This window comes from Streptomyces gobiensis (genome assembly GCF_021216675.1).
Taxonomy (GTDB): domain Bacteria; phylum Actinomycetota; class Actinomycetes; order Streptomycetales; family Streptomycetaceae; genus Streptomyces; species Streptomyces gobiensis.
Window position 1 is genome coordinate 1,750,327 of sequence record NZ_CP086120.1, and the last position, 21,356, is coordinate 1,771,682.

19 protein-coding genes are annotated in these 21,356 nt (G+C 68.5%); 11 read left to right on the forward strand and 8 right to left on the reverse strand.

Annotated elements, in window-relative coordinates; all coding sequences use genetic code 11:
• Position 1: 1 nt before the first annotated feature.
• The 4 genes from test1122_RS08105 to test1122_RS08120 are packed head-to-tail and all read right to left on the reverse strand — an operon-like array spanning position 2 to position 3,928.
• Entirely contained in the window at positions 2-1,087 is a 1,086-nt protein-coding gene (locus tag test1122_RS08105; protein WP_232268490.1) for an ABC transporter ATP-binding protein, read from the reverse strand.
• Positions 1,084-1,965, reverse strand: a complete 882-nt coding sequence (locus test1122_RS08110) for an ABC transporter permease (protein WP_232268491.1) — start codon at positions 1,963-1,965, stop codon at positions 1,084-1,086. The genes test1122_RS08105 and test1122_RS08110 overlap by 4 nt, the downstream gene beginning before the upstream one ends.
• A complete protein-coding gene (locus test1122_RS08115) occupies positions 1,953-2,837 on the reverse strand; it encodes an ABC transporter permease (protein ID WP_232268492.1) in 885 nt (294 codons plus the stop codon). Before test1122_RS08115 ends, test1122_RS08110 begins: the two co-directional genes overlap by 13 nt.
• A complete protein-coding gene (locus test1122_RS08120; protein WP_232271816.1) occupies positions 2,837-3,928 on the reverse strand; it encodes an ABC transporter substrate-binding protein in 1,092 nt (363 codons plus the stop codon). Before test1122_RS08120 ends, test1122_RS08115 begins: the two co-directional genes overlap by 1 nt.
• A 269-nt stretch (positions 3,929-4,197) precedes the next feature.
• Between test1122_RS08120 and test1122_RS08125 the strand changes: the two genes are divergently transcribed.
• Together test1122_RS08125 and test1122_RS08130 are read left to right on the forward strand one after the other, a co-directional pair.
• Positions 4,198-4,935 (forward strand): GntR family transcriptional regulator, encoded by a 738-nt coding sequence (locus test1122_RS08125; RefSeq protein ID WP_232268493.1) that lies wholly within the window; start codon positions 4,198-4,200, stop codon positions 4,933-4,935.
• Between the two features lie 11 nt (positions 4,936-4,946).
• Complete coding sequence (locus test1122_RS08130) at positions 4,947-5,609, forward strand: HAD family hydrolase (protein ID WP_277879806.1); 663 nt, start codon at positions 4,947-4,949, stop codon at positions 5,607-5,609.
• A gap of 472 nt (positions 5,610-6,081) precedes the next feature.
• Here test1122_RS08130 and test1122_RS08135 read toward each other — a convergent pair whose 3' ends face one another.
• Both test1122_RS08135 and test1122_RS08140 read right to left on the reverse strand, forming a co-directional pair.
• Positions 6,082-6,363 (reverse strand): HU family DNA-binding protein, encoded by a 282-nt coding sequence (locus tag test1122_RS08135; protein ID WP_006605312.1) that lies wholly within the window; start codon positions 6,361-6,363, stop codon positions 6,082-6,084.
• A gap of 281 nt (positions 6,364-6,644) precedes the next feature.
• Positions 6,645-8,102 carry an NAD-dependent malic enzyme gene (locus tag test1122_RS08140; protein ID WP_232268494.1) on the reverse strand — a complete coding sequence of 486 codons (1,458 nt, stop codon included), beginning with the start codon at positions 8,100-8,102 and terminating at the stop codon, positions 6,645-6,647.
• 255 nt (positions 8,103-8,357) lie between these two features.
• Between test1122_RS08140 and test1122_RS08145 the strand changes: the two genes are divergently transcribed.
• Complete coding sequence (locus tag test1122_RS08145) at positions 8,358-8,564, forward strand: cold-shock protein (RefSeq protein WP_232268495.1); 207 nt, start codon at positions 8,358-8,360, stop codon at positions 8,562-8,564.
• Positions 8,565-8,755: 191 nt separating this feature from the next.
• Here test1122_RS08145 and test1122_RS08150 read toward each other — a convergent pair whose 3' ends face one another.
• Together test1122_RS08150 and test1122_RS08155 are read right to left on the reverse strand one after the other, a co-directional pair.
• A complete protein-coding gene (locus test1122_RS08150) occupies positions 8,756-11,056 on the reverse strand; it encodes a HelD family protein (protein ID WP_232268496.1) in 2,301 nt (766 codons plus the stop codon).
• Between the two features lie 371 nt (positions 11,057-11,427).
• Positions 11,428-12,354, reverse strand: a complete 927-nt coding sequence (locus tag test1122_RS08155; RefSeq protein ID WP_232271818.1) for a helix-turn-helix transcriptional regulator — start codon at positions 12,352-12,354, stop codon at positions 11,428-11,430.
• 421 nt (positions 12,355-12,775) lie between these two features.
• Here test1122_RS08155 and test1122_RS08160 point away from each other — a divergent pair, with 421 nt between their 5' ends.
• From test1122_RS08160 to test1122_RS08195, 8 genes are all read left to right on the forward strand, one after another.
• On the forward strand, positions 12,776-13,981 hold the full coding sequence (locus tag test1122_RS08160) for an ATP-grasp domain-containing protein (protein ID WP_232268497.1): 1,206 nt from the start codon (positions 12,776-12,778) through the stop codon (positions 13,979-13,981).
• 86 nt (positions 13,982-14,067) lie between these two features.
• Positions 14,068-14,883 (forward strand): ATP-grasp domain-containing protein, encoded by an 816-nt coding sequence (locus test1122_RS08165; protein WP_232268498.1) that lies wholly within the window; start codon positions 14,068-14,070, stop codon positions 14,881-14,883.
• 98 nt (positions 14,884-14,981) lie between these two features.
• Positions 14,982-16,370, forward strand: a complete 1,389-nt coding sequence (locus test1122_RS08170; protein WP_232268499.1) for a nitrate/nitrite transporter — start codon at positions 14,982-14,984, stop codon at positions 16,368-16,370.
• Positions 16,371-16,490: 120 nt separating this feature from the next.
• On the forward strand, positions 16,491-17,621 hold the full coding sequence (locus tag test1122_RS08175; RefSeq protein WP_232268500.1) for a uroporphyrinogen-III synthase: 1,131 nt from the start codon (positions 16,491-16,493) through the stop codon (positions 17,619-17,621).
• 114 nt (positions 17,622-17,735) lie between these two features.
• The gene (locus test1122_RS08180) at positions 17,736-18,275 is read left to right on the forward strand and encodes a sigma-70 family RNA polymerase sigma factor (protein WP_422396946.1); all 540 of its coding nucleotides are present in this window, start codon (positions 17,736-17,738) and stop codon (positions 18,273-18,275) included.
• Positions 18,272-18,979: an anti-sigma factor family protein gene (locus tag test1122_RS08185; protein ID WP_232268501.1), complete on the forward strand. Its 708-nt coding sequence runs from the start codon at positions 18,272-18,274 to the stop codon at positions 18,977-18,979. The genes test1122_RS08180 and test1122_RS08185 overlap by 4 nt, the downstream gene beginning before the upstream one ends.
• 39 nt (positions 18,980-19,018) lie before the next feature.
• Entirely contained in the window at positions 19,019-19,507 is a 489-nt protein-coding gene (locus test1122_RS08190; RefSeq protein WP_232268502.1) for an NUDIX domain-containing protein, read from the forward strand.
• Between the two features lie 622 nt (positions 19,508-20,129).
• Positions 20,130-20,903: a GntR family transcriptional regulator gene (locus test1122_RS08195; protein ID WP_232268503.1), complete on the forward strand. Its 774-nt coding sequence runs from the start codon at positions 20,130-20,132 to the stop codon at positions 20,901-20,903.
• Positions 20,904-21,356: the final 453 nt, after the last annotated feature.

Consider the following 21,356-nt stretch of genomic DNA (forward strand, 5'->3'; position numbering starts at 1 on the left):
CTCAGGGCTCGGTACGGTCGGCGACCAGCACGGGGTTGTCATGCGGGGTGATCGTGCAGCGTGCTCCCGGGACCAGTCCGGTCGCCTCCCAGCTGGGCAGATCGGCCTTGAAACGGGTGCCGGCGTCGGTGGTGAGATGCAACCGGGTCACGGGGCCGAGGAAGGTCGCCACCCGGACCGTCACGGGTGTGCTGTCGGTCGTACGGTCCGTCGTCGTCTCGCCCTGGTGGACCGCGAGGCCCTCCGGGCGCACCAGCACATCGACCTCGGTGCCCTCGGCCGGCACCACGCCCTCGGTCTCCGTGTGCACCGGCAACCGCCGGCCCAGCACCTCGACGGTGCCGCCGTCCCGTACGGTCCCCGGCAGCCGGTTCATCGTGCCGACGAACTCGGCGACAAAGGGCGTAGCCGGGCGCTCGTACAGCTCGGCGGGCGCGGCGCACTGTTCGAGGCGGCCGTCCTTCATCACCGCGACGCGGTCGGCCATGGACAGCGCCTCCTCCTGGTCATGGGTGACAAAGACGGTGGTGATGCCCAGCTCCAGCTGGAGACGGCGGATCTCCTCGCGCAGCGTCAGCCGTACCTTGGCGTCCAGCGCGGACAGCGGCTCATCGAGCAGCAGCACCTTGGGCTGGGTGGCGAGCGCGCGGGCGAGCGCCACCCGCTGCTGCTGACCGCCGGAGAGCTGGTGCGGATAGCCGCCCTCGCGCCCGGGCAGCCCGACCAGCTCCAGCAGCTCAGCCGCGCGCCTGGCCCGCTCCGCACCGCCCACCCCGCGCACCCGCAGCCCGTAGGCGACATTCTCGGCGGCCGTCATATTGGGAAAGAGGCTGTAGGACTGGAAGACCATGCCGATGTCCCGTCGGCTGGCGGGGACACCGGTGACATCCCGGCCGTCCATCAGCAGCTCACCGGAGTCGGCGGTCTCAAAGCCCGCGATGATGCGCAGGGCGGTGGTCTTGCCGCAGCCGGAGGGGCCGAGCAGGGCGACCAGCTCACCGGGGGCGATCTCCAGATCCAGGCCGTCCAGTGCGGTGGTGGAGCCGAACTCCCGGCGCAGGCGCTTAAGTTGTACGGGGACGCTCATGACGTGGAGTTCCTCTGGTTCTTACCGCTCTGGTTATTACGGCTCTGGTTCTTCTGGCTCTGGTTCTTCTGACTCTCGTAACGAGGGCTGGTCCGGCCACCCGCCAGGGTGGTGAGCACCAGCAGCAGGGCCCAGCTGATCAGCAGGCTCAGCATCGCTGCGGCCACCGACAGCTGGGGCTGGCTGTCCTGGACTTCGACCATCCAGACGGCGAACGGCCGGAAGCTGAGCACGGAGGCGACGGTGAACTCGCCGAGCACCATGGCCAGGCTGAGCACCGCGCCGCCCACCACCGCGGGGCGCAGATTGGGCACGACGACCTGCCGCAGTGTCTGCGTCCGGGAAGCGCCGAGGCTGCGGGACGCCTCGACCAGGGTGCGCAGATCGATGGCGCGCAGTCCGGCGTCCAGCGAGCGGTAGAGGAACGGCAGCGACATCACCGTATAGACCAGCACCAGGATCAGCGGGAAGTCGCGGTTCTGCAGCACCTGGAAGGTCTGGTAGAAGGGCGTGTCCGCCAGGTCCTGATCCCAGCTGAGCACCGTGCTCACCCCCGCGACCAGCGCGATCGGCGGGACCACCAGCGGCATCATGGACAGCAGCTCTACGGTCCGGCGCAGCCGTGGCAGATGGAGCGCGACGGCGACCATGGTCGGCACCATCAGCAGCAGTCCCAGCGCGACGGTGGCCAGGCCGAGCCCGATGGAGAGCGTCAGGCTCGTGGTGAGCCCTTCGGAGGCCATGCCCTCGGTGTACGCGTCAAAGACGACCCCCTCGACGGGGTCGTCGACGGTGAACCAGAAGGAGGCGCCGATGGGGACGAGAAAGTAGAGCGCGGCGAGTCCCTGCACCGCGTGGCGTGAGTTCAGCCGAGCCATCGGGCACTCCGTCGCTGGAGGGGAATCTGAACGGACATCACCAGCAGTGCGATCACCACCATATTGAGGCTCATGGCGAGCGCCAGATTCTCCTGGCCGACCAGGACATTGCCGTTCAGCGCATTGGATATCTGAATGGTGATCAGCGGCACCGAACTGCCGGTCATCACGGCGGCGGTGGCATGCGAGGCAAAGGAGGTGCCGAACATCAGCACCGCGCCGCCGAGCAGCGACGGCATCAGCACCGGGATGCCGATATGCCGCCAGAACTGGCCGCGGGTGGCGCCACAGGATGCGGCGGCCTCCTGCCACTGGGTGCGCACACCGTCCAGCGCGGGCAGCACGGCCACCACCATGAGCGGAATCATGAAGTAGAGGTAGGCCAGCACCAGTCCGGTGAAGGAGTAGAGGCTGAAGCCGGTGCGCTGGAGGTCGAACATCCGGGTGACCACACCGGTGGTGCCCAGCGTCGCGATAAAGGCGAAGGCGAGCGGCGCACCGCTGAAGTTGGCGAGCACTCCACAGGCGGCGACCACGGCCTTACGCAGCGCCGGGCGCCGGGAGGCGACCACGGCCTGCCCGGTGAGGGTGCCCAGCACGGTCGCCAGCAGGGCGCTGAACAGCGAGAGCCGGACGCTTCCGGTCAGTCCGGTGGCGTAGGCGCCGGAGAGGGAGTCGGTGACGTTGTCCAGTCCGTAGCGGCTGGCGCCGGTGGCCGGATCGGTCACCGTGAAGGCGCCCATGGCCATGGTCCCGGCGGGGATGCCGAAGCAGACGGCCAGGAAGAGGAAGAAGGGCAGGACGGCGGGCCAGCGGGGCCGCCGCCGGTTACGGCGGGGCGTCCGCTGGCCGCTGGTACGGGTGGTGCTCATCAGCTGACGGCCTTGCCCCAGCCCTTGCCGATGACCTCCTTGGCGGCCGCCTCCTGCTCCTGGGTGGGGAACGTGGGCTCGCCCTCGACCTCGGGGATCTTCGCGGCGGCCGCCTTGTCGGCCGTACCGTCCTGGACCATGTCGTCGAGCAGGGCGGGACGGGAGTAGCCCTTCAGCCAGATGTTCTGGCCTTCGGTGCTGTAGATGAACTCCAGCCAGAGCCGGGCGGCGGCCGGGTGCGGCGCGTACTTGTTGACGCCCTGGTTGTAGTACTGCGCGTAGACGCCGTCGGACGGCACGGTGACCTGCCAGTCGACGCCCTTCAGCTGCTCGCTGTAGCCGAGGTTGAGATAGTCCCAGTCGATGGAGATCGGGGTCTCGCCCTTCTGGATGGTCGCCTTGGAGGACTCGACGGGCAGGTAGTTGCCCCTCTGCTTGAGCTCCTTGAAGAAGTCCAGACCGGGCTGGACATCGTCGAAGGAACCACCGTTCGCGAGCGCGGTGGCGAAGACCGTGGAGAAGGCGGAGCCGGACTCCGTCGGATTGCCGTTGAGCGCGACCTTGTTCCTGTACTCGGGCTTCAGAAGATCCTTGAAGGTCTCCGGGCACTTCTTGATGACCTTGGCATCACACCCGATGGAGATATAGCCGCCGTAGTTGTTCATATAGGAACCGTCGGGCTGCTTCTGCGAGTCGGGGATGCTTTCCCACTCGGCGACCTTGTACGGGGCGAGCAGGCCCTTCTTCTTGGCTTCCTGCATATAAGCGGTGCCGAGGTCGAGGGCGTCAACGGCACGGTCCTGGCCCTTGCGCTTGGCGGCGGCGTTCAGAGCACCCTGGCTGCTGCCGCTGGGGTCCTCGTTGTTGACCTTGATGCCGTACTTCTTCTCGAAGGCCTCGATCATCTCGCCGTAGTTCGCCCAGTCCGGGGCGAGGGCGTAGACATTGAGCTGCCCCTCCTTCTTGGCCGCCGCGATGAGCTTGTCCATGCCGCCGAAGTCCTTCGCGGAGGCCGCCTTGGCCGCTTCGCTGTCGGTGGCCGACGCGGGGGCCGAGCCACAGCCGGTGGCGGCGCCCGATACGGCCGCCATGATGAGTGCGGTGGCCGCTGCTGTGCGCAGACGGCCCGCGCGGGATACCTTCACGTTCCACTCCTACCTGTATGGACAAGCTGCCAGTCAGTAAGCCAGGGCAAGTTAACAGGCAGATGACCGGCAGGCAAAGCTTTGCTGCCAGCAAATGCCCTGCTCAGAAGCGTTATACAAAGACAGGTTTAGCCTCCTGGAGAGCGGTTAGACGTAACGTCCTCTACCCTGGCGCTTGCGCTAAACTGCGCACAGATGACATCCCGAGGAGCCCTGTGACCCGACGGCATGAGCAGATCGCCGACACCCTCCGTCGCGCCATCGCCGACGGCGCGTATCCGGTGGGCGGCGCGCTGCCCTCGGAGGCCGAACTGGCCGCCGCGCACGCGGTGTCGCGCGGTACGGTCCGGCAGGCCGTCAGCGCCCTGCAGGCCGAAGGGCTGATCGGCTCCCGGCAGGGCGCCCGCCGGGTCGTGCTGTCCACCGCGCCCAGCCAGTCCTTCGCCGAGCTGCGCAGCTTCGCCCAGTGGGCGCGGGCGGGCGGGCACCTTCCCGGCGGTCTGGTGCTGGACTCCGCCCGTGGCACGGCGAGCGGTGAGGAAGCGGCGCTGCTGCAACTGCCGCTGGACGCCCCGGTCCTGCGGGTGCTGCGGATCCGTACGCTGGACGGTGATCCGGTGCTGCTGGAGCGTACGGTCTACGCGGACTGGATCGCCGGAGCCGTTGAACGGCTGCCGGTGGACTGCGAGTCGGTCACCCAGCGGCTGTACGAGGACACCGGGCTGGTCTTCGCCCACGGTGAGCATCACATCGACGCGGTCGCCGCGGGCACGGTGGACGCCCGCCAGCTGACGGTACGGCGCGGCAGCCCGCTGCTGCGGGTGCGGCGCACCACGACGACCGCGGAGGGCCGTCCGGTGGAGACCTCGGACGACCGCTACCGGCCCGGCTCGGTGGTCTTCACCGTACGGAACTCCACGCAGGCCAATCCGCTGACCCGCACCACTCGATAAGCGAGCCCGATTTGCGTACCCGCACCCCCGGCACCCGTACCCTGCCCGCGGCACTGCTCTGCGATATGGACGGCACCCTCGTCGATACCGAGCGTGAGTGGCTGTCCGCCGTCGCCGGACTGCTACGGGCCCATGGCGCCGCCGCCGATGAGCCAGCCGTCACCCCCTTCGCCGGGCTCCCGGTGGGACCGGCCGCCGCCCTGCTGGCGGACCGTATCCCGCTGACCGCCACCGAGGCGGCGTCCCGGCTCGACCGGGAGTTCACCGCCCGGGTCGCCGCCGGGGTCACCGTTCAGCCGGGCGCCCTGCGGCTGCTGGACCAGGCGCGGGCGCTCGGGGTACCGGTCGCCCTGGTCACCGCCTCGGAGCGGGCGGTGGCCGAGCTGGTGCTGCGGGTGCTGGGCCCGCACCGGTTCGCCGTCTCGGTGACGCAGGGCGAGACCCCACGCGGCAAGCCGCACCCCGATCCGTACCTGAGCGCCTGTGCGAGGCTCGCGGTGGACCCCGGGGCCTGTCTGGCCGTGGAGGACACCCCCACCGGCACCACCGCCGCCCTGGCCGCCGGCTGCCACGTCCTGGCCGTCCCCACCGTCCCCGGCATCCCCCCAGGCCCCCGCACCACCCTGGCCCCCTCCCTGAACGGGGTAGACCTGACGACCTACCCCTTCTCGTAAGGGTTGTGGGCACTCTCCCCCAGACTTCGTCTGGGAGGTGCCCCCAGCCCCGCGAGGGGCGTAGGTCCACCCTGCTACGCAACCACCCACCCACACCAGCCACGACGCTCCGGCCCACCCCGGGGCGGAGCTCGCGACGCTTGGTGGGCACAACACCGGCCCACGCAGCCGCACCGGCCCCCGGGCCCCGGGGCGAAGCCCCGGTTTCCGGGAAGGGGCGGGATACGGGGAACCCCACCCACGGCACCCGCAGCCGGGGCAAAGCCCCGCCACGCGGCGGAGCCGCATATCGACCCAGCCGGGAAGGGGCGGTAATTGGGGCAACCCAATTCGTCACCATCCCAGCCACGAATTGAGTAACCCCAACGGCGAGCAACCACCTCCGCGAGAGCGGCGGCGGTTCAGCCGCAAAAAAGAGGGCGGCCACCCTGGCAAAAGGGTGGCCGCCCCCCTTTGGGGTGCGCTGAGGGGCTTACTTGCCCTTCGCGGCTTCCTTGAGCTTCGAGCCCGCCGAAACCTTGACGCTGTACCCGGCCGGGATCTGGATCGGGTCACCGGTCTGCGGGTTACGCGCGGTGCGAGCAGCCCGATGGGTGCGCTCAAAAGTCAGGAAACCGGGGATGGTGACCTTCTCGTCGCCCTTCGCGACGACCTCGCCAGTCACCTCGGCGAGGGCGGCCAGAACGGCGTCGGCGTCCTTGCGCGTCACCTCGGCGCGGTCGGCCAGAGCGGCCACCAGCTCACTGCGGTTCATAGTCTGTTACTCCCGTGTTCTTCTTGCCGATGAGGCGTGAGATCGAAGCCGATGCTGCCAGGGCCCTCGGACAGTCCCCGGACCCGGGTCTGGTCTCAGACCCTCGCGCCCGGAACGCATCCTGCCTCCACCAGTGGCGGGAAAGCCAATCCGGCGCCCTGCAGAGTCACACGAAAAGCGCCAGCGTCTCGCCAAGGTGACGTTCCGTAGGCTCTGCCCGATACGTCTCACGCCACCCTAAGGGCGCAATCCGGGCGCCGCACACCGCGACGCGCCGGTCATCACGCAGTCGTGGCGGTACTCACACTGTCGACCGCCCCGACGCCCGCCCCGGAGGAAGCGGACTGTGCCGCGTCGCGCACGGCGTCGGCGACCGCTCCCGAGACTCTTTCGTTGAAAACGCTCGGGACGATGTAGTTCGCGTTCAGCTCGTCCTCGTGTACGACATCCGCCAGCGCGCGGGCGGCGGCCAGCATCATCTCGTCATTGACCGTACGCGACTGAGCGTCCAGCAGACCACGGAACACCCCCGGGAAGACCAGCACATTATTGATCTGGTTCGGGAAGTCCGAACGGCCGGTGGCCACCACCGCCGCGGTCTGCCGGGCCACCGCCGGGTCGACCTCCGGGTCCGGATTAGCAAGCGCGAACACAATGGCACCCTGTGCCATCGCCGCGACATCCTCGGCCCTGAGCACATTCGGGGCCGAGACGCCGATGAAGACATCCGCACCGGCAACGGCCTCCCTGAGGGTGCCGGTGACGCCTTCGGGGTTGGTGTTGTCGGCGATCCAGTGCAGCGCCGAGCCGCCGTCCGCGCCCTTGAGGTCCGCACGGTCCGCGTGCACGACACCGTGGATGTCGGCGACGACAGCGTGCTTGACACCGGCGGCCATCAGCAGCTTGAGAATGGCGGTACCGGCTGCGCCCGCGCCGGACATCACGACCCGTACACCGCCGATGTCCTTGCCGACGACCCGCAGCGCGTTGTACAGCGCCGCGAGCACCACGATCGCGGTGCCGTGCTGGTCATCGTGGAAGACCGGGATATCCAGGGCCTCCCGCAGCCGCGCTTCGATCTCGAAGCAGCGGGGCGCGGAGATGTCCTCCAGGTTGATGCCCGCGAAGCCCGGGGCGATCGCCTTGACGACCTCCACAATGGCGTCCGAGTCCTGCGTGTCCAGACAGATCGGCCAGGCGTCGATCCCGGCGAAGCGCTTGAAGAGGGCCGCCTTGCCCTCCATCACGGGCAGTGCGGCCTGCGGGCCGATGTTGCCCAGGCCCAGCACGGCCGAGCCGTCCGTGACGACCGCCACGCTGTTGCGCTTGATGGTCAGCCGCCGGGCGTCCTCGGGGTTCTCCGCGATCTGGGTGCAGACCCGGGCGACACCGGGCGTGTAGACCATGGAGAGATCATCACGGTTGCGAATGGGGTGCTTGGATGCCATCTCGATCTTGCCGCCGAGGTGCATCAGGAACGTACGGTCGGAGACCTTGCCCAGCGCGACACCCTCGATGCCGCCGAGTTTCCGCACGATTTCGTCGGCATGGTCGGTGGAGGTCGCCGCGATGGTGACGTCGATGCGAAGCCGCTCATGGCCGGAGGCGGTGACATCGAGGCCGGTGACATGGCCTCCGGAGGACTCCACGACCTGGGTGATCTGGCTGACCGAGCTTCCTCCGGCTGGGACCTCCAGCCGGACGGTCATCGAGTACGAGACGCTGGGCGCCATTGCCATGGCCGACTTCCTCTGCTTTCCCTGGATCGCATGTTCGCGTTGTGCTTCCGAATAGTCCCACCTACCGGCGAGTACGGGGTAACCACCCCAGGGTTTTGGAAATAAAGTTTCCACGATGCGATAGCACGTCAGCCTGGCGGCCTCATCCACCCCTTAGCGGGAAAACCGCCACCAACCAGCTGAATCCTCACTGAATCCGGCAAGGCCCGCCTTAGGCTCTGGCGCGCACAGCCTCAGTACTCAGGGAGCAGCAGCATGGCTCATGGCACGGTCAAGTGGTTCAACGCCGAGAAGGGCTATGGCTTCATCGCCCAGGAGGGCGGCGGGCCGGATGTTTTCGTCCACTACAGCTCGATCACCGGTGACGGATATCGCAGCCTGCAGGACGCCCAGCGAGTGGAATTCGAGATCGCAACGGGCCGTAAAGGGCCCCAGGCGGAGCAGGTCCGCGTCGTCGGCTGACACGGCGTCGGCACAACGGTCGACACGACGGCTGAGACGGCTACGGAAAGGAAGGGCGGCACCGACCCGCCAGCTCGCCTCGCGGCAAGTGGTCGCTCGTAGCGACAATGGTTGGGCCCGGGGGCATGGATCGGGCCGGTGCCACACACAGGCTAACAAACCAGCACCACACGTGATTCCTGCTGCGGAAGTTACTCCCTGAGCAGATCAGGCACTCCCTCCTGGTCGGGCAGATCCCGCTCCCCGGCCAGGATCGTCAGCTGCTGGGTGGCCCGGGTCAGCGCCACGTAGAGCACCCGCAGCCCCGCCGGAGACTCATCCGCGATCTCCGCCGGGGACAGCACGATGGTCGCGTCATACTCCAGGCCCTTCGCCTCCAGACTGCCCAGCGGCACCACGCGCTCTCCCAGCCCCGCGAGCCACCGTGCGGCCTGCTGGCGCCGCCCCATCGCGACAACCACGCCGACCGTGCCCTCCACCTCATCGAGCAGCCGCACCGCCTCCTCCCGTACGGAGGAGCCCAGGTCTTCCCCGGCCACCGCGAACCGTGGCACCAGACCCGTGGACCGCACCGCCCTGGGCGGCTCGGATCCGGGCATGGCCAGTGCCAGTACCCGGCTCGCCAGCTCGGCGACCTCCGCCGGATTCCGGTAGTTCACGGTCAGCTCGAAGCGCCGCCGCGGCCGGGTACCCAGCGCCTCATCCCGCGCCCCGGCGGCCTCCTCCGGATCGGACCAGGAGCTCTGCGCCGGATCGCCGACCACCGTCCAGGTCGCCTGCCGCCCCCGTCGGCCGACCATCCGCCACTGCATGGGGGTCAGATCCTGCGCCTCGTCCACGATGATGTGCGCGTAGTCCTTACGCTCCTGCTCCAGCCGCTCGCCCCGCTCCCGGCGGTGCGGGTTCCGGTCGGCGAAGGTCGTCAGCTCCTCCAGCCCGGTGAACTGGTCCAGCGGGTCCACATCACGCTTCCTGGGCCGCGCGGGCGCCCCGAGCAGCACCGCCAGCTCATCGAGCAGCGCCACATCATGCACGGACAGCGGCCCGTGCCCCTCCGCGTCCAGCCGGGACAGCGACCGCGACAGCCGCCGCACCTCCCGGGGCTGCAGCACCCGCCGCGTCCAGCGCCCCAGCCGCTTCTCATCCGCCATCGCGGCCAGCACCCGGCGCGGCGTCAGCTCGGGCCACCAGGCGTCCAGAAACTCGATGAAGTCGTCCTCGGTGGAGATGTCCTCATCGAACCCCTCCCGCGCCTCCGCCGCCAGCTCCGGATCCGTATAGCGCTTCCCCGCCCCGGACTTCTCCCAGAGCGCGTCCAGCAGCAGCTTCCGCGCCCGCGGCTTCAGCAGATTCACCGGCGCGGTCCCGCCCAGCACATGCTGCCGGATCCGCGCGAGCTCACCCTCGTCCAGCTCGACCCGCGTACCGAACGCCACCACCCGCAGCCGCAGCGGCGTGGCGCGCTGCGCCACGGCCAGCTCCAGCGTGCCGCGGGCCGCCTTGCGCAGCACCTTGGCCATGCGGGCGGAGCCCTTGACACGGGCCACCGGCTGGGGGTCATACGTATCGGCCTCTGCCCCCTCCACCAGGGAACCCAGGGCGCGGATGGCGACCTGGCCCTCTTCGCCGAGGGAGGGCAGCACGCCCTCGGTGTAGGAGACCAGCAGCGGAGTGGGGCTGACGATCAGGATGCCGCCCGCGTAGCGGCGCCGGTCCTGGTAGAGGAGGTACGCGGCGCGGTGCAGAGCGACGGCTGTCTTGCCGGTTCCCGGGCCGCCCTCGACCTCGGTCACCGACGCGGCGGGGGCGCGGATCACCAGGTCCTGCTCGGCCTGGATGGAGGAGACGATGTCCCGCATCGTGTGGGAACGGGCCCGGCCCAGCGCGGCCATCAGCGCACCGTCGCCGACTACCGGCAGCTCCGCGCCGTCCAGGGTCGCCGTCAGCTCCGGGCGCAGCAGATCGTCCTCGACACCCAGCACCTTGCGGCCCCTGGAGCGGATCACCCGGCGCCGGACCACCCGGCCGGGGGCCACCGGGGTGGCCCGGTAGAAGGGCGCGGCCGCGGGGGCTCGCCAGTCGATGACCAACGGCGTGTACTCCGCGTCCAGCACGCCCAGGCGCCCGATGTGCAGGGTCTCGGCGATCTCGGCGGTGTTGTCCGCCGCCACCGCGTCATCGGCGGGCTCCACCGACGTATACGCGCCGTCCGGGCCGCGCTTTCCGTCCTTGCCGGGCAGCAGATCGACCCGGCCGAACAGGAAGTCCTCGAACTCATTGTTGAGCCGCTGCAGATGCATCCCGGCCTGGAAAACCTGCGCGTCCCGCTCGGCGAGCGCGCCCGGCGTGCCCACCTGGGCACGCTTGGCGGCGTCGTCCATCAGGAACTCCGCCTCGTGGATCTTCTCCTCCAGACGGCGGTACACCGCGTCCAGATGCGTCTGCTCGCCGTGGATTTCCCGGTCCCGCACGCCTGTGTCCTGCGCCTTCAACGCCAGGGCCCCCTTCTGCTGTACTCAGGGCAGCCGTTAACCGTACGCGACGGGAGGCGGAAATGGCACGCACGAGGTACGATCTCCGCTGCGGGGCGGGTGGCGTTCCCCTAACCCGGCCCCTTCCCGAAACTGGGGGCTGTCGCCCCTCAGACCCCCACGGTGTTGTGTGCCCACAACGCTGCGCGAGGGGGTGGGTAGGGGTGGGTTGTTCCGGACGCTTGCCCGTGATTTGTGGTCCGACACTTACCTCACCGGCCAACTCAACGTAACGGCGCGTCGGGCCGTAAATCATGGGTCCGGAACGGCCCACCCCGGACCGCCCCCGACCCACCCACCGGCAGAGGGCGGGGTAAGGCAACGCACCCAAGCTAGGAGAGCCAGCCGTTCATCGCCGCGCGGACGCCCGCCTGGAAGCGGCTCGTGGCGCCCAGGCGGTCCATCAGCGTGGCGACGATCCGGCTGACGGAGCGCGGGGAGATGCAGAGGTGATGGGCGATCACCTCGTTTTTCTTTCCGGCGGCCAGCAGGAGCAGCACATCGCGTTCCAGCTGGGTGGGTTCCGGTCCGTTCGTCTGTTCCTCGGCGGTGAAGTCGAGGCCGCGCTCCCAGTGGTGGTCGAAGAGCCGTTGCAGAAAGCTCAGCACCGCCGGGTCACGGACGAGGACCACGCCGACGGCGGTGTCCGCGGGGTCGACCGGAAGTACGCCGCAGTCATTGTCGTAGATCAGCATCTGGGAGGGGATTACTCCCGTGCTCCGGACCTGTGCCCCGGCGGAGCTGATGGTCGCGGCGTACTGGGCGGTGGGCCGGTGCTTGCGTGCGCTGTGCTGGAGCAGCGTCCGTATGCGTACGCCGCGGGCCAGGGTTTCCAGGTCGAGCGGGATGGCGGCGCGGATGCCCTCCTCGCTCAGGCTGCTGCCGGGAATCAGGGCGTCCGCTGAGGAGGTGCAGTTGCGTGCCAGATCATCGATAACCGACCGGATGTTGTCGATGCCTTCGATGATCTCAATGCTGCCCTTGGCCGAGCGCATGCTCCTGGCTTCGAGGTACTCGCCGGTCAGCGCGTGCAGCCGCGCGCGGGTTGCCGCGATGGCCGACTGCCGTTCCAGGACGTCTTTCTGGGCGGCGGCAAGCAGCGTGTCGGCAGCGGTCTCCGGGCTGACCGCCGCCCAGCCGCCGCTGGGGCAGGGCTGCAGGAGGCCCAGTCCGGCGAGCCGGGACTCGGCGGCGGCGACTCCTTCGGGGGTGAGCCCCGCGCGGTTGGCGATCTGCTCCACCGATTCTGTGGTGTGCATCACGCGAAGGCGGTACACGCGCGCTGATACCGCATCTATTTCGCCAGATTCATGCACAGTCAACAACCTCGACGAGATCCCAACTCGGGTGGGCGACAATCTGCCAGGCGACATGCTGCCAGGGCAAACCTCTTGGCGAATCGAGCAAAAGTCGTGAACATCGATTCCGGATTGCAGACAGCACTCGATCTGTGACCAAGGAAGAAGAGGGAGGATTCTTGTGAAGAGGTTCACTCGTACTTTCGCCGCGTCTCTGATCCTTGCGCTGGCTCTCGGTGGTGCTCAGCTTAGTGCAGCTGGCGCCGCCGCCGCGTCGGAACCGAGTACGGGGTCCGAGGTGAGTTCCGAGGGAAATTACTGGGGCTGAAGTCTTTCCGACCGGGGGAGTGCTGAGTAATTCCCGAGAGGACCGGAGAGGCCTATGACCACGCTCGTAATCAACGGGGGATCGAGCAACGACTACGCGGATATGCTGCCGGAACTCGCCGCTGGCATGGTGGTGTTCACGCAGAATCCGCTTCCCGCCCCCGAGCGCTATGCGCACTACGAGCATGTGGCTGACTGTGAAAGCGCTCCCTATACGGAGCTGGCGGCCCTGCGGATGGCGTCGGACCCCACGAACCCGATCTCGTTCGAACACGTTCTGACGGACAACGAGTACGGCCTCGAACGGGCTGGACGTATCCGGGACCGGCTCGACATCCCGGGGCAGAGCGAGGCCAGCGCGCGGGTGTTCCGCGACAAGGCCCTGATGAAGGATGTCGCCGCGCACGGGGTGTCCGTCCCGGCGTTCGCGCGGCTGGATACGTTCCCGGATCTGCTGGAGTTCATCGCCGAGCGTGACTACCCCGTGGTGGTCAAGCCGGTCTGCCAGGGCGGCGCCCGGGATATCGCGGTGCTGCGCTGCGAGGAGGATCTCACCGAGTTCAGCACCTGCCGCTGGCGGGACGATCTGATGGTGGAGGAATTCGTCCCGGGGGAGGTCTACCACCTGGAAGCCGTCATCGCGCCGGACTTCCGGTTCATCGCCACCGGCCGCTACTACACCAGCTGTCTGGAGGTGTTCTCCGGCGCCAACAGCGGCTCGGTGCTGCTGCACCCCCGTGAACCGATGGCGGCGCGGCTCGCGGACTTCTTCGACACGCTGCTGAAGGTGCTTCCGGCGCCCGACGTCGGGGCGTATCACCTGGAGGTCTTCCACACCCTTGATGATCGCTTGCTGCTCTGCGAGGTCGCCTCGCGGGTCGGTGGAGCGCGGATTCCGCAGCTCATCCGGCACACCTATGGCATCGATCTGAAGGAGACCTGGTTCCGGCTGGCCACCGGGCTGCCGCTGCGTGCCGAACCGGTCGAGGCACCGGTGGTCGTGCATGGCGAGATCTCGATGACCCCGCGCGCCGGGCGGGTGGTCGCCGTACCCGGCCCGCCGCCCTTCGACTGGGTCGCCGAGCACGTACGCACGCTGACGCCGGGCGACCACAGCTCGGGTCCTGTGCACAGTGCCTCCAACGTCTGCTGGACCATTGTCTCCGGCACCGACTCCAGCCAGCTCATGGACCGGCTGCATGAGTGTGAAGGCTGGCTTGATGTGCACCTCGAACATGGTGCTCCGGAGCTGACCCCATGAAACCCTGCCTGTCGACGGCTGTACTGCTCAGCCCCCTCCCCCGGGCCGTCCGGGCAGCGCGCCAGGTCGGGGCCCACACTGTTGTGGTGGGTCCCGACCTGGCAGCGCGGGAGCTTCGGTCCGCCCTCGCGGAGGCGGACGAGGCGATCGAGGTGGACTGGCGCAGACGCAGCCAGCTGCTCACCGCCATGGGCCGCTTCGTGGGCGCCGCCCAGACCGCGGTCTTCGGCTTCGGGGAGGCCAGCGCCCTGGCCGCGTCCTGGGCCAACTGCGCGCTACGGCTGCCGGGCAACCCGCCCCCGGCCGTGGCGGCCCTCACCGATCCGGTGACCCTGCGCGGCCGGGTCAACCATCTCACCGAGGCGCCGGTGCGGTTTGAGCTCTGTGACCGGGCCGCCCTCGCCAAGGCGGCCTGCCAGGTCGGTTTCCCCTGTGTGGTGAAGCCGCGCGCGGGTGGCTGCCGCCGCAGGGACCGGATCGCGGTGGGCGGTGTGCATACCCTGCACAGCGCCCTGGACGCCGAGGCGCTGGCCGAGCGGCTGCCGCCGCAGGCCGAGCTGCTGGTGGAGGAGTACCTTTCCGGACCCCGGTACAGCGTCGAGGCGCACTCCTACTTCGGCGCCCACACCATCATGGGCGTCACCCCCAGGGACCCGGATGGGCACGGCGGCCTGGATGAGCACACCGCGCCCCAGGTCCACCGGCTCGTCACCGACACCCTGGACGCCGCCGACTACTGGACCGGCCCCTCCCAGACCACGGTGATCGTCACCGCCCGGGGCCCGCGCCTGGTCTCCTCCCGGCCCTGCCCCGGCCGGGACAGCGGCAGCGGCCTGTACGAGCTCACCATCGCCGCCGTACTTGACCTTCCGCAGCCGGCTCACCACGCCAGAGCGGGCTAGGTGAGAGCAAGGTTTCTTACGCGTCACCTGCCGCCACAGTGCGGAAACGCGCCATACCTACCTTCGGGTACTGACACCGACAGGCCAGGGAGGCGCAAATGACAGCCCCAACGAGTACGCGTAAAGGGGGCCGCTGGATCGAGCGGTGGGACCCGGAGGATGAAGCCTTCTGGGAGCGCGAAGGCAAGCAGGTCGCCAAGCGCAATCTGATCTTCTCGATCATCTCTGAGCACGTCGGATTCTCGGTCTGGAGCATGTTCTCGGTGCTGGCGCTCTTTATGGGCCCGGAGTACGGAGTGGATCCGGCCGGAAAGTTCTTCCTGGTGGCCGTGGCTTCCGCCGTCGGTGCCAGCCTCCGTATCCCCTACGGATTCGCGGTGGCCCGGTTCGGCGGGCGGAACTGGACGATCATCAGCGCCACCCTGCTGCTCATACCCACCACCGCCCTGATGTTCGTGATGCAGCCCGGTACGTCGTACACGACGTTCATGGTCGTGGCGGCGCTCACCGGCTTTGGCGGCGGCAACTTCGCCTCCTCGATGAACAACATCAACAGCTTCTTCCCACAGCGTCTGAAGGGCTGGGCGCTGGGCCTGAACGCGGGCGGCGGCAACATCGGCGTGCCCGTGGTGCAGTGGGTCGCCCTGCTGGTCATCTTCCTGATCGGCGCCCAGTATCCCCGGGTGGTCGTGGGCATCTACATCCCGCTGATCGTCGTCGCCGTGCTCTTCAGCGCGAAGTACATGAACAACCTGGGCCCGGTGCGCAATGACGCCGGGGCCGCCCGGGAGGCCGCGAAGGACGGCCACACCTGGATCATGTCCTTCCTCTACATCGGTACCTTCGGCTCCTTCATCGGCTACAGCTTCGCCTTCGGCCTGGTGCTGTCCATCCAGTTCGGCCGCACTCCCCTGGAAGCCGCCTCAATCACGTTCATCGGCCCGCTGCTCGGCTCGCTGATCCGGCCGGTCGGGGGCAGGCTGGCCGACCGCTACGGCGGCGGCCGGATCACCCTGTGGAACTTCCTGCTGATGACCGTCGCGTCCGGCATGGTGGTCGTGGCCTCGGTGCAGGAGTCCCTGCCCCTGTTCATCGCCAGCTTTATCCCGCTGTTCGTGCTGACCGGTCTCGGGAACGGCTCCACCTACAAGATGGTCCCGGGCATCTACACGGCCAAGGCTCAGGCGATGGGCCTGACAGGAGAGGAAGCCCAGACCTACGCACGGCGGCTGGGCGGCGCCACCATGGTCATCATCGGCTCGGTGGGTGCCTTCGGCGGCCTCGCCATCAACCTCGCCCTGCGCCAGTCCTTCCTGACCTCGGGCAATGGAACGGCCGCCTTTATCGCCTTCTGCGCCTTCTACGTCGCCTGCTTCGTGGTCACCTGGGCCGTATACCTGCGGCGCTCGGCCACCCCCACGCCGGTGGCCGAGGGGAGCGACGCGGCGCCCGAGCAGCCACGGCAGCCAGCGTTTGCCCAGGTCTGAGTGGTGTAACGCAGACCACACCGCACGTAACACCGGGGAAATCCCGGCGAACCGAGCCTGTCACGCGCCCTTGACAGGCTCGGTTCACGGTATGGACTAACAGGACGAGGGCCCATCCCCATGCAAGAGCTCAAACCACTGAACGGCTTCACCATCGGCGTCACCGCCGCCCGGCGCGCTGAAGAGCTGGGGACACTGCTGCAGCGGCGTGGCGCGGCCGTACAGCACGCCCCCGCGCTGCGGATCGTGCCGCTCGCTGACGACAGCGAGCTGATGGATGTCACCAAGCAGCTGATCGATCACGCCCCGGATATCGTCGTGGCCACCACGGCCATCGGCTTCCGTGGCTGGGTGGAGGCCGCTGACGGCTGGGGGCTCGGCGAGGCGCTGCTGCAACGGCTCAGTGGGGTGGAGCTGCTGGCCCGTGGCCCGAAGGTGCGCGGGGCGATACGGGCCGCCGGGCTGACCGAGGAATGGTCCCCGGCTTCCGAGTCGATGGCCGAAGTTCTCGACCGGCTGCTTGACGAGGGGGTGGGCGGCCGCCGTATCGCCCTCCAGCTGCATGGTGAGCCGCTGCCCGGCTTCTGTGAGGCACTGCGCGCCGGGGGAGCCGAGGTCGTCACCGTCCCCGTGTACCGCTGGCTGCCGCCCGAGGACATCGGCCCCGTCGACCGGCTCATCGATCTCACCATCGCGCGCGGTCTGGACGCGGTGACCTTTACGAGCGCGCCCGCGGCGGCTTCCCTGCTGGAGCGGGCCGAGCAGCGCGGAGTGCGGGGGGAGCTCCTGGACGCGCTGCGGCACGATGTGTTGCCTGCCTGCGTGGGGCCGGTGACCGCGCTGCCGTTGGAAGCATGCGATGTGCCCACGTCGCAGCCTGAACGCTTCCGGCTCGGCCCGCTCGTCCAACTGCTCTGCCTGGAGCTGCCCAGCCGGATCCGCCCACTGCCGCTCGCCGGACGGCGGATTGAGATCCGGGGGCACGCGGTCGTGGTGGACGGCGAGCTGCGCGCCGTACCGCCCGCCGGAATGGCGCTGCTGCGCGCCCTGGCCCGGCGCCCGGGCTGGGTGGTGCCCCGTGCTGAGCTGCTGCGCGCCCTGCCCGGCGCGGGCCGTGATGAGCATGCCGTGGAGACCGCGATGGCCCGGCTGCGTACCGCCCTCGGGTCGCCCAAGCTGATCCAGACGGTCGTCAAGCGCGGTTACCGGCTAGCACTTGACCCCGCCGCCGATACGAAATACTCCAACTAACTCAAAGTTGCGCATGAACCGGGTGAACACCCGGTCTCCTAGGTGCGTATGAGAGGGCAGAAGAAGAGAGCAAGAGCGAGAGCGAGCCGCACAGTCTCGACCCGGGGGTCAAGCGTGAGCGAGGATGCCGTCGTGGCCGACAGAACGTCACAGGACGACAACCTCATGAGGGCCCTTTACGACGAACACGCCGGTCCGCTCCTTGCCTTCGTCCTCCGGTTGGTGGGCGGGGACCGGCATCGGGCGGAGGACGTTGTGCAGGAGACTCTGGTGCGCGCCTGGCGCAACGCGGAGCAGCTGGAGCGCGCCACCGGTTCCATACGTCCCTGGCTGGTGACCGTCGCCCGGCGCATCGTCATCGACGGGCACCGCAGCCGGAAGGCCCGGCCGCAGGAGGTCGATCCATCGCCGCTGGAGACCATTCCGGCCGCCGATGAGATCGACCGGGCGCTGCGGCTGATGACGATCAACGAGGCGCTGCGGGATCTGACCGATGCGCATCGTGAGGCGTTGATCGAGACATACTTCAAGGGACGGACGGTGAACGAAGCGGCGGAAGTGCTGCGCGTTCCGCCCGGGACCGTGCGCTCCCGGGTCTTCTACGCACTGCGCTCCATGAAGCTCTCGCTCGAGGAAAGAGGAGTCACGCCATGACGTCGCCGGTGCAGCACACCGACGTCGGCGCCTACGCGATCGGCGCGCTGGATGCCGCCGACGCTGCCCGCTTCGAGGAGCATCTCGCCTGGTGCGAGTGGTGCGCTGCCGAGCTGGAGGAGCTGATGGGGCTGGGGCCGCTGCTCTCCGAATACCGCGAATCCGCCCCGGATACGGCCTCGCTCACCGCCCGGCCGAGTCCCGAGCTGCTGAACGGGCTGCTGGCCGAGACGGCCGCGGCTCACCGTACGAGCCGCAGGCGACGGCTCTATCTGGTTGCCGCGGCCGCCGCCCTGATCATCACCGCACCGGTCGCCACGATGGCGCTGGTCTCCGACGACTCCCCGGCGAACCCGCCGAAACCGCCGGACATGGTGCAGGCCCTCTACGAGGACGGCGAGAAGGTCAGCGGCGCCGATCCGGTCACCGACGTCAACGCGACCGTCGCCATGCGGCCCAAGGGGTGGGGCACCGAGATCGCCGTCAAACTGGCCAATGTCTCGGGCCCACGGGAGTGCGGGCTGATCGCGATCGGCAAGGACGGCACGGAGCAGACCGTCACGACCTGGTCGGTCCCCGGCGGGGGATACGGCTGGAAGGATGCCCGATACTACGTCGGGGGCGCCGCGTTCGACCGCGACGAGATCGACCGCTTCGAGGTCCGCACGCTGGACGGCGACCACCTGGTAACCGTCAAGGCGTAGGGTTTCTGTCAGCACCTGCCACCTCGTTAGGGTGACTGGATGTCCGAGAGCGAAGACCGATTCATCGCGACCGTTGCCGCCCGTCGCATGGTGCGGACCAGTATCCGGTCGATCATCGTACGCGAAGACCAGGTGCTGCTCCAGCGCCCTTCGGACTCGGCCCCCGGCCATCACTACGCTTTCATCGGCGGTGAGTACGAGCTCGGAGACACCTTCGACTCCCGGCTGCGCAAGGAGATCGAGGAGGAGACCAACGCCCGCCTGGTCGACTGGCAGTATCTCTTCGTCGTCGAGAACCGCTTCATCCACGCCGGTCATCGAGTCCATGGCTTGGAGCATTACCTGTGGGCCACGATCGACCGCGCCGACGTCACCAGCCGAGAGGATCATCTCGTCCAGGAGTGGCTGCCTTGGTCGGATCTGGCGATCGCCGATGTACGCCCGCATGCCGTGCGCGATGTGCTGGCCGCAGGACGACATCACGAGGTCCGGCACCTTCTCGTGAACGGCTGGGGCGAACAAACCTGACGCCCTCGCCGCAGCGTTCATGGGACATCACCGCTCGCCGCAAGAAACGGCGTCGGGATCGTCGCCACGCTGATGGACCGCCTGGGCGCCACGAGCCGCTTTCAGGCGGGCGTCCGCGCGGCGACGAACGGCTGGCTCTCTTAGTCGGCATGCGTTGCCGCACCCGCCTTCCCGCCGGTGGGTGGGTCGGGGGCGGTCCGGGGTGGGCCGTTCCGGACCCATGATTTACGGCCCGACGGCCGGTTACGTCGCGTTGGCCGGTGAAGTCTGTGTCGGACCACAAATCACGGGCAAGCGTCCGGAACAACCCACCCCTACCCACCCCCTCACGCGGTCTCGCGACACGAGCGGGTCAACGAGTGGGCGAGAGAGAAACACCCCCCACGGGCGGCCCAATACGGCTCGCTCAGGCCGACGGCCGCCATGTCGCCCTGAGCACGGCCCCTGGCTTCGCCGACGAGATTCCATCAAGGAGTGAGAAACCGCTCCTCGGCTATGAAGCTGGCGATTCCCGCAGCGTCGTTGGAGGCAATCGCCGCCGGGGTCCGGTCAAAGCCTGATTCCGGGGAGGCGGAGCTTCGCTATACCCGGGCGCTTGACCTGCTGGCGCGTCACGGACAGCATGACTACTGGACCAGTCCACTACATAGGCAAGGGCATAGCGATGGCACTGCCGAAGTACGAACAGATTGCGGCTGACTTGCGCGGACGTGTCGTCCGTGGGGAGTTGCAGCCGGGCGATGCGATTCCTTCAGAGCGTGAGCTGACCGAACGTTGGTCAGTGTCCCGCGCCACCGTGGTCAAGGGTCTGGAGGTGTTGCGCCAGGAGGGGTTGATTGACACCCGGCAGGGAACGGGATCCAGGGTCCGTGAGCGGACGCCGCTGGCCCGTACTGCTGGTCAGCGGTATCGGACGGCCGTGGAGACCGGGACGATCTACACGGCGGGTGAGTACGCCGAGATTCTGTCTGCCGAGATGGTGCCTGCTCCGCAGGATGTGGCGACCGCGCTGGGCATTGAGCCGGGTGAGCAGGTGGCCCGCAGGCAGCGGGTGACGTTCGAGGGCGAGCAGCCGACCGCGACGTCTTGCTCATGGTTTACGACTGAGGTTGCCGGGGCTGCCCCGCGACTGCTTCAGCGGGAGCGGGTGCGTGAGGGGACGACGCGGTATGTCGAGATGCAGACCGGCCGCCGACCGCACACCGGACGTGACTGGTGGACGGCACGGCTTGCCACGGACGAGGAGCTGGAGTTGCTACGGCTCGTGGGCCCGAATGCGGTGGCCGAGTCCCGGCATGTGGCCTGGTGCAACGAGGGGCGCCCGTTGACGTATGAGGTAGGCGTTTCTCCGGGTGGGCGCTGGGCACGCACGGAAGAGTATTCGATGGTCGACTGATTTCCCGTCAACTTCCTTCGTAGCCCCCGCCATTGGCGGGGGTTTCTTCATGCCCACACCTTGACCTGACTAGTCCACCGGTGGACCATGCAAGTGGGCGCCAGTGCTCACTACGCACCGTACTGGACGTCCGTGGATAAGTGCTGCCGTCTGAACGCAAGGCCCCCGCGACCGCTCGCAGTGCGGCCCGGGGGTGTGGCCGATCGATAGGGAAACCGACATGGGCATTATCCATGCCTTGACTGCTTTGGCGAGAGCCGCGATCGCAGCCTTGTACGGGCTGGAGAGGTGGCGCCCGGCAGGCGACCAGAACATCCCTCAGCAGCCCGGGGCAGCGCCGTACCCAGAGCCCCGTTCCGCGGCGCTGCCCCGGCATCGCAGTCCGTACGGCCTTCCGGAAGGCCCCTGGTACGTGGATAGCGAGCCGCTTGTGAGGCCGTACTTGCTGGCGTA

Bases quoted from the DNA above. Each gene is read 5' to 3' on its own strand.
- test1122_RS08105 (WP_232268490.1), bottom strand. From the start codon at position 1,087: ATGAGCGTCCCCGTACAACTTAAGCGCCTGCGCCGGGAGTTCGGCTCC.
- test1122_RS08110 (WP_232268491.1), bottom strand. From the start codon at position 1,965: ATGGCTCGGCTGAACTCACGCCACGCGGTGCAGGGACTCGCCGCGCTC.
- test1122_RS08115 (WP_232268492.1), bottom strand. From the start codon at position 2,837: ATGAGCACCACCCGTACCAGCGGCCAGCGGACGCCCCGCCGTAACCGG.
- test1122_RS08120 (WP_232271816.1), bottom strand. From the start codon at position 3,928: ATGGCGGCCGTATCGGGCGCCGCCACCGGCTGTGGCTCGGCCCCCGCG.
- test1122_RS08135 (WP_006605312.1), bottom strand. From the start codon at position 6,363: ATGAACCGCAGTGAGCTGGTGGCCGCTCTGGCCGACCGCGCCGAGGTG.
- test1122_RS08140 (WP_232268494.1), bottom strand. From the start codon at position 8,102: ATGGCAATGGCGCCCAGCGTCTCGTACTCGATGACCGTCCGGCTGGAG.
- test1122_RS08145 (WP_232268495.1), top strand. From the start codon at position 8,358: ATGGCTCATGGCACGGTCAAGTGGTTCAACGCCGAGAAGGGCTATGGC.
- test1122_RS08155 (WP_232271818.1), bottom strand. From the start codon at position 12,354: ATGCACACCACAGAATCGGTGGAGCAGATCGCCAACCGCGCGGGGCTC.
- test1122_RS08160 (WP_232268497.1), top strand. From the start codon at position 12,776: ATGACCACGCTCGTAATCAACGGGGGATCGAGCAACGACTACGCGGAT.
- test1122_RS08170 (WP_232268499.1), top strand. From the start codon at position 14,982: ATGACAGCCCCAACGAGTACGCGTAAAGGGGGCCGCTGGATCGAGCGG.
- test1122_RS08175 (WP_232268500.1), top strand. From the start codon at position 16,491: ATGCAAGAGCTCAAACCACTGAACGGCTTCACCATCGGCGTCACCGCC.
- test1122_RS08185 (WP_232268501.1), top strand. From the start codon at position 18,272: ATGACGTCGCCGGTGCAGCACACCGACGTCGGCGCCTACGCGATCGGC.
- test1122_RS08190 (WP_232268502.1), top strand. From the start codon at position 19,019: ATGTCCGAGAGCGAAGACCGATTCATCGCGACCGTTGCCGCCCGTCGC.
- test1122_RS08195 (WP_232268503.1), top strand. From the start codon at position 20,130: ATGACTACTGGACCAGTCCACTACATAGGCAAGGGCATAGCGATGGCA.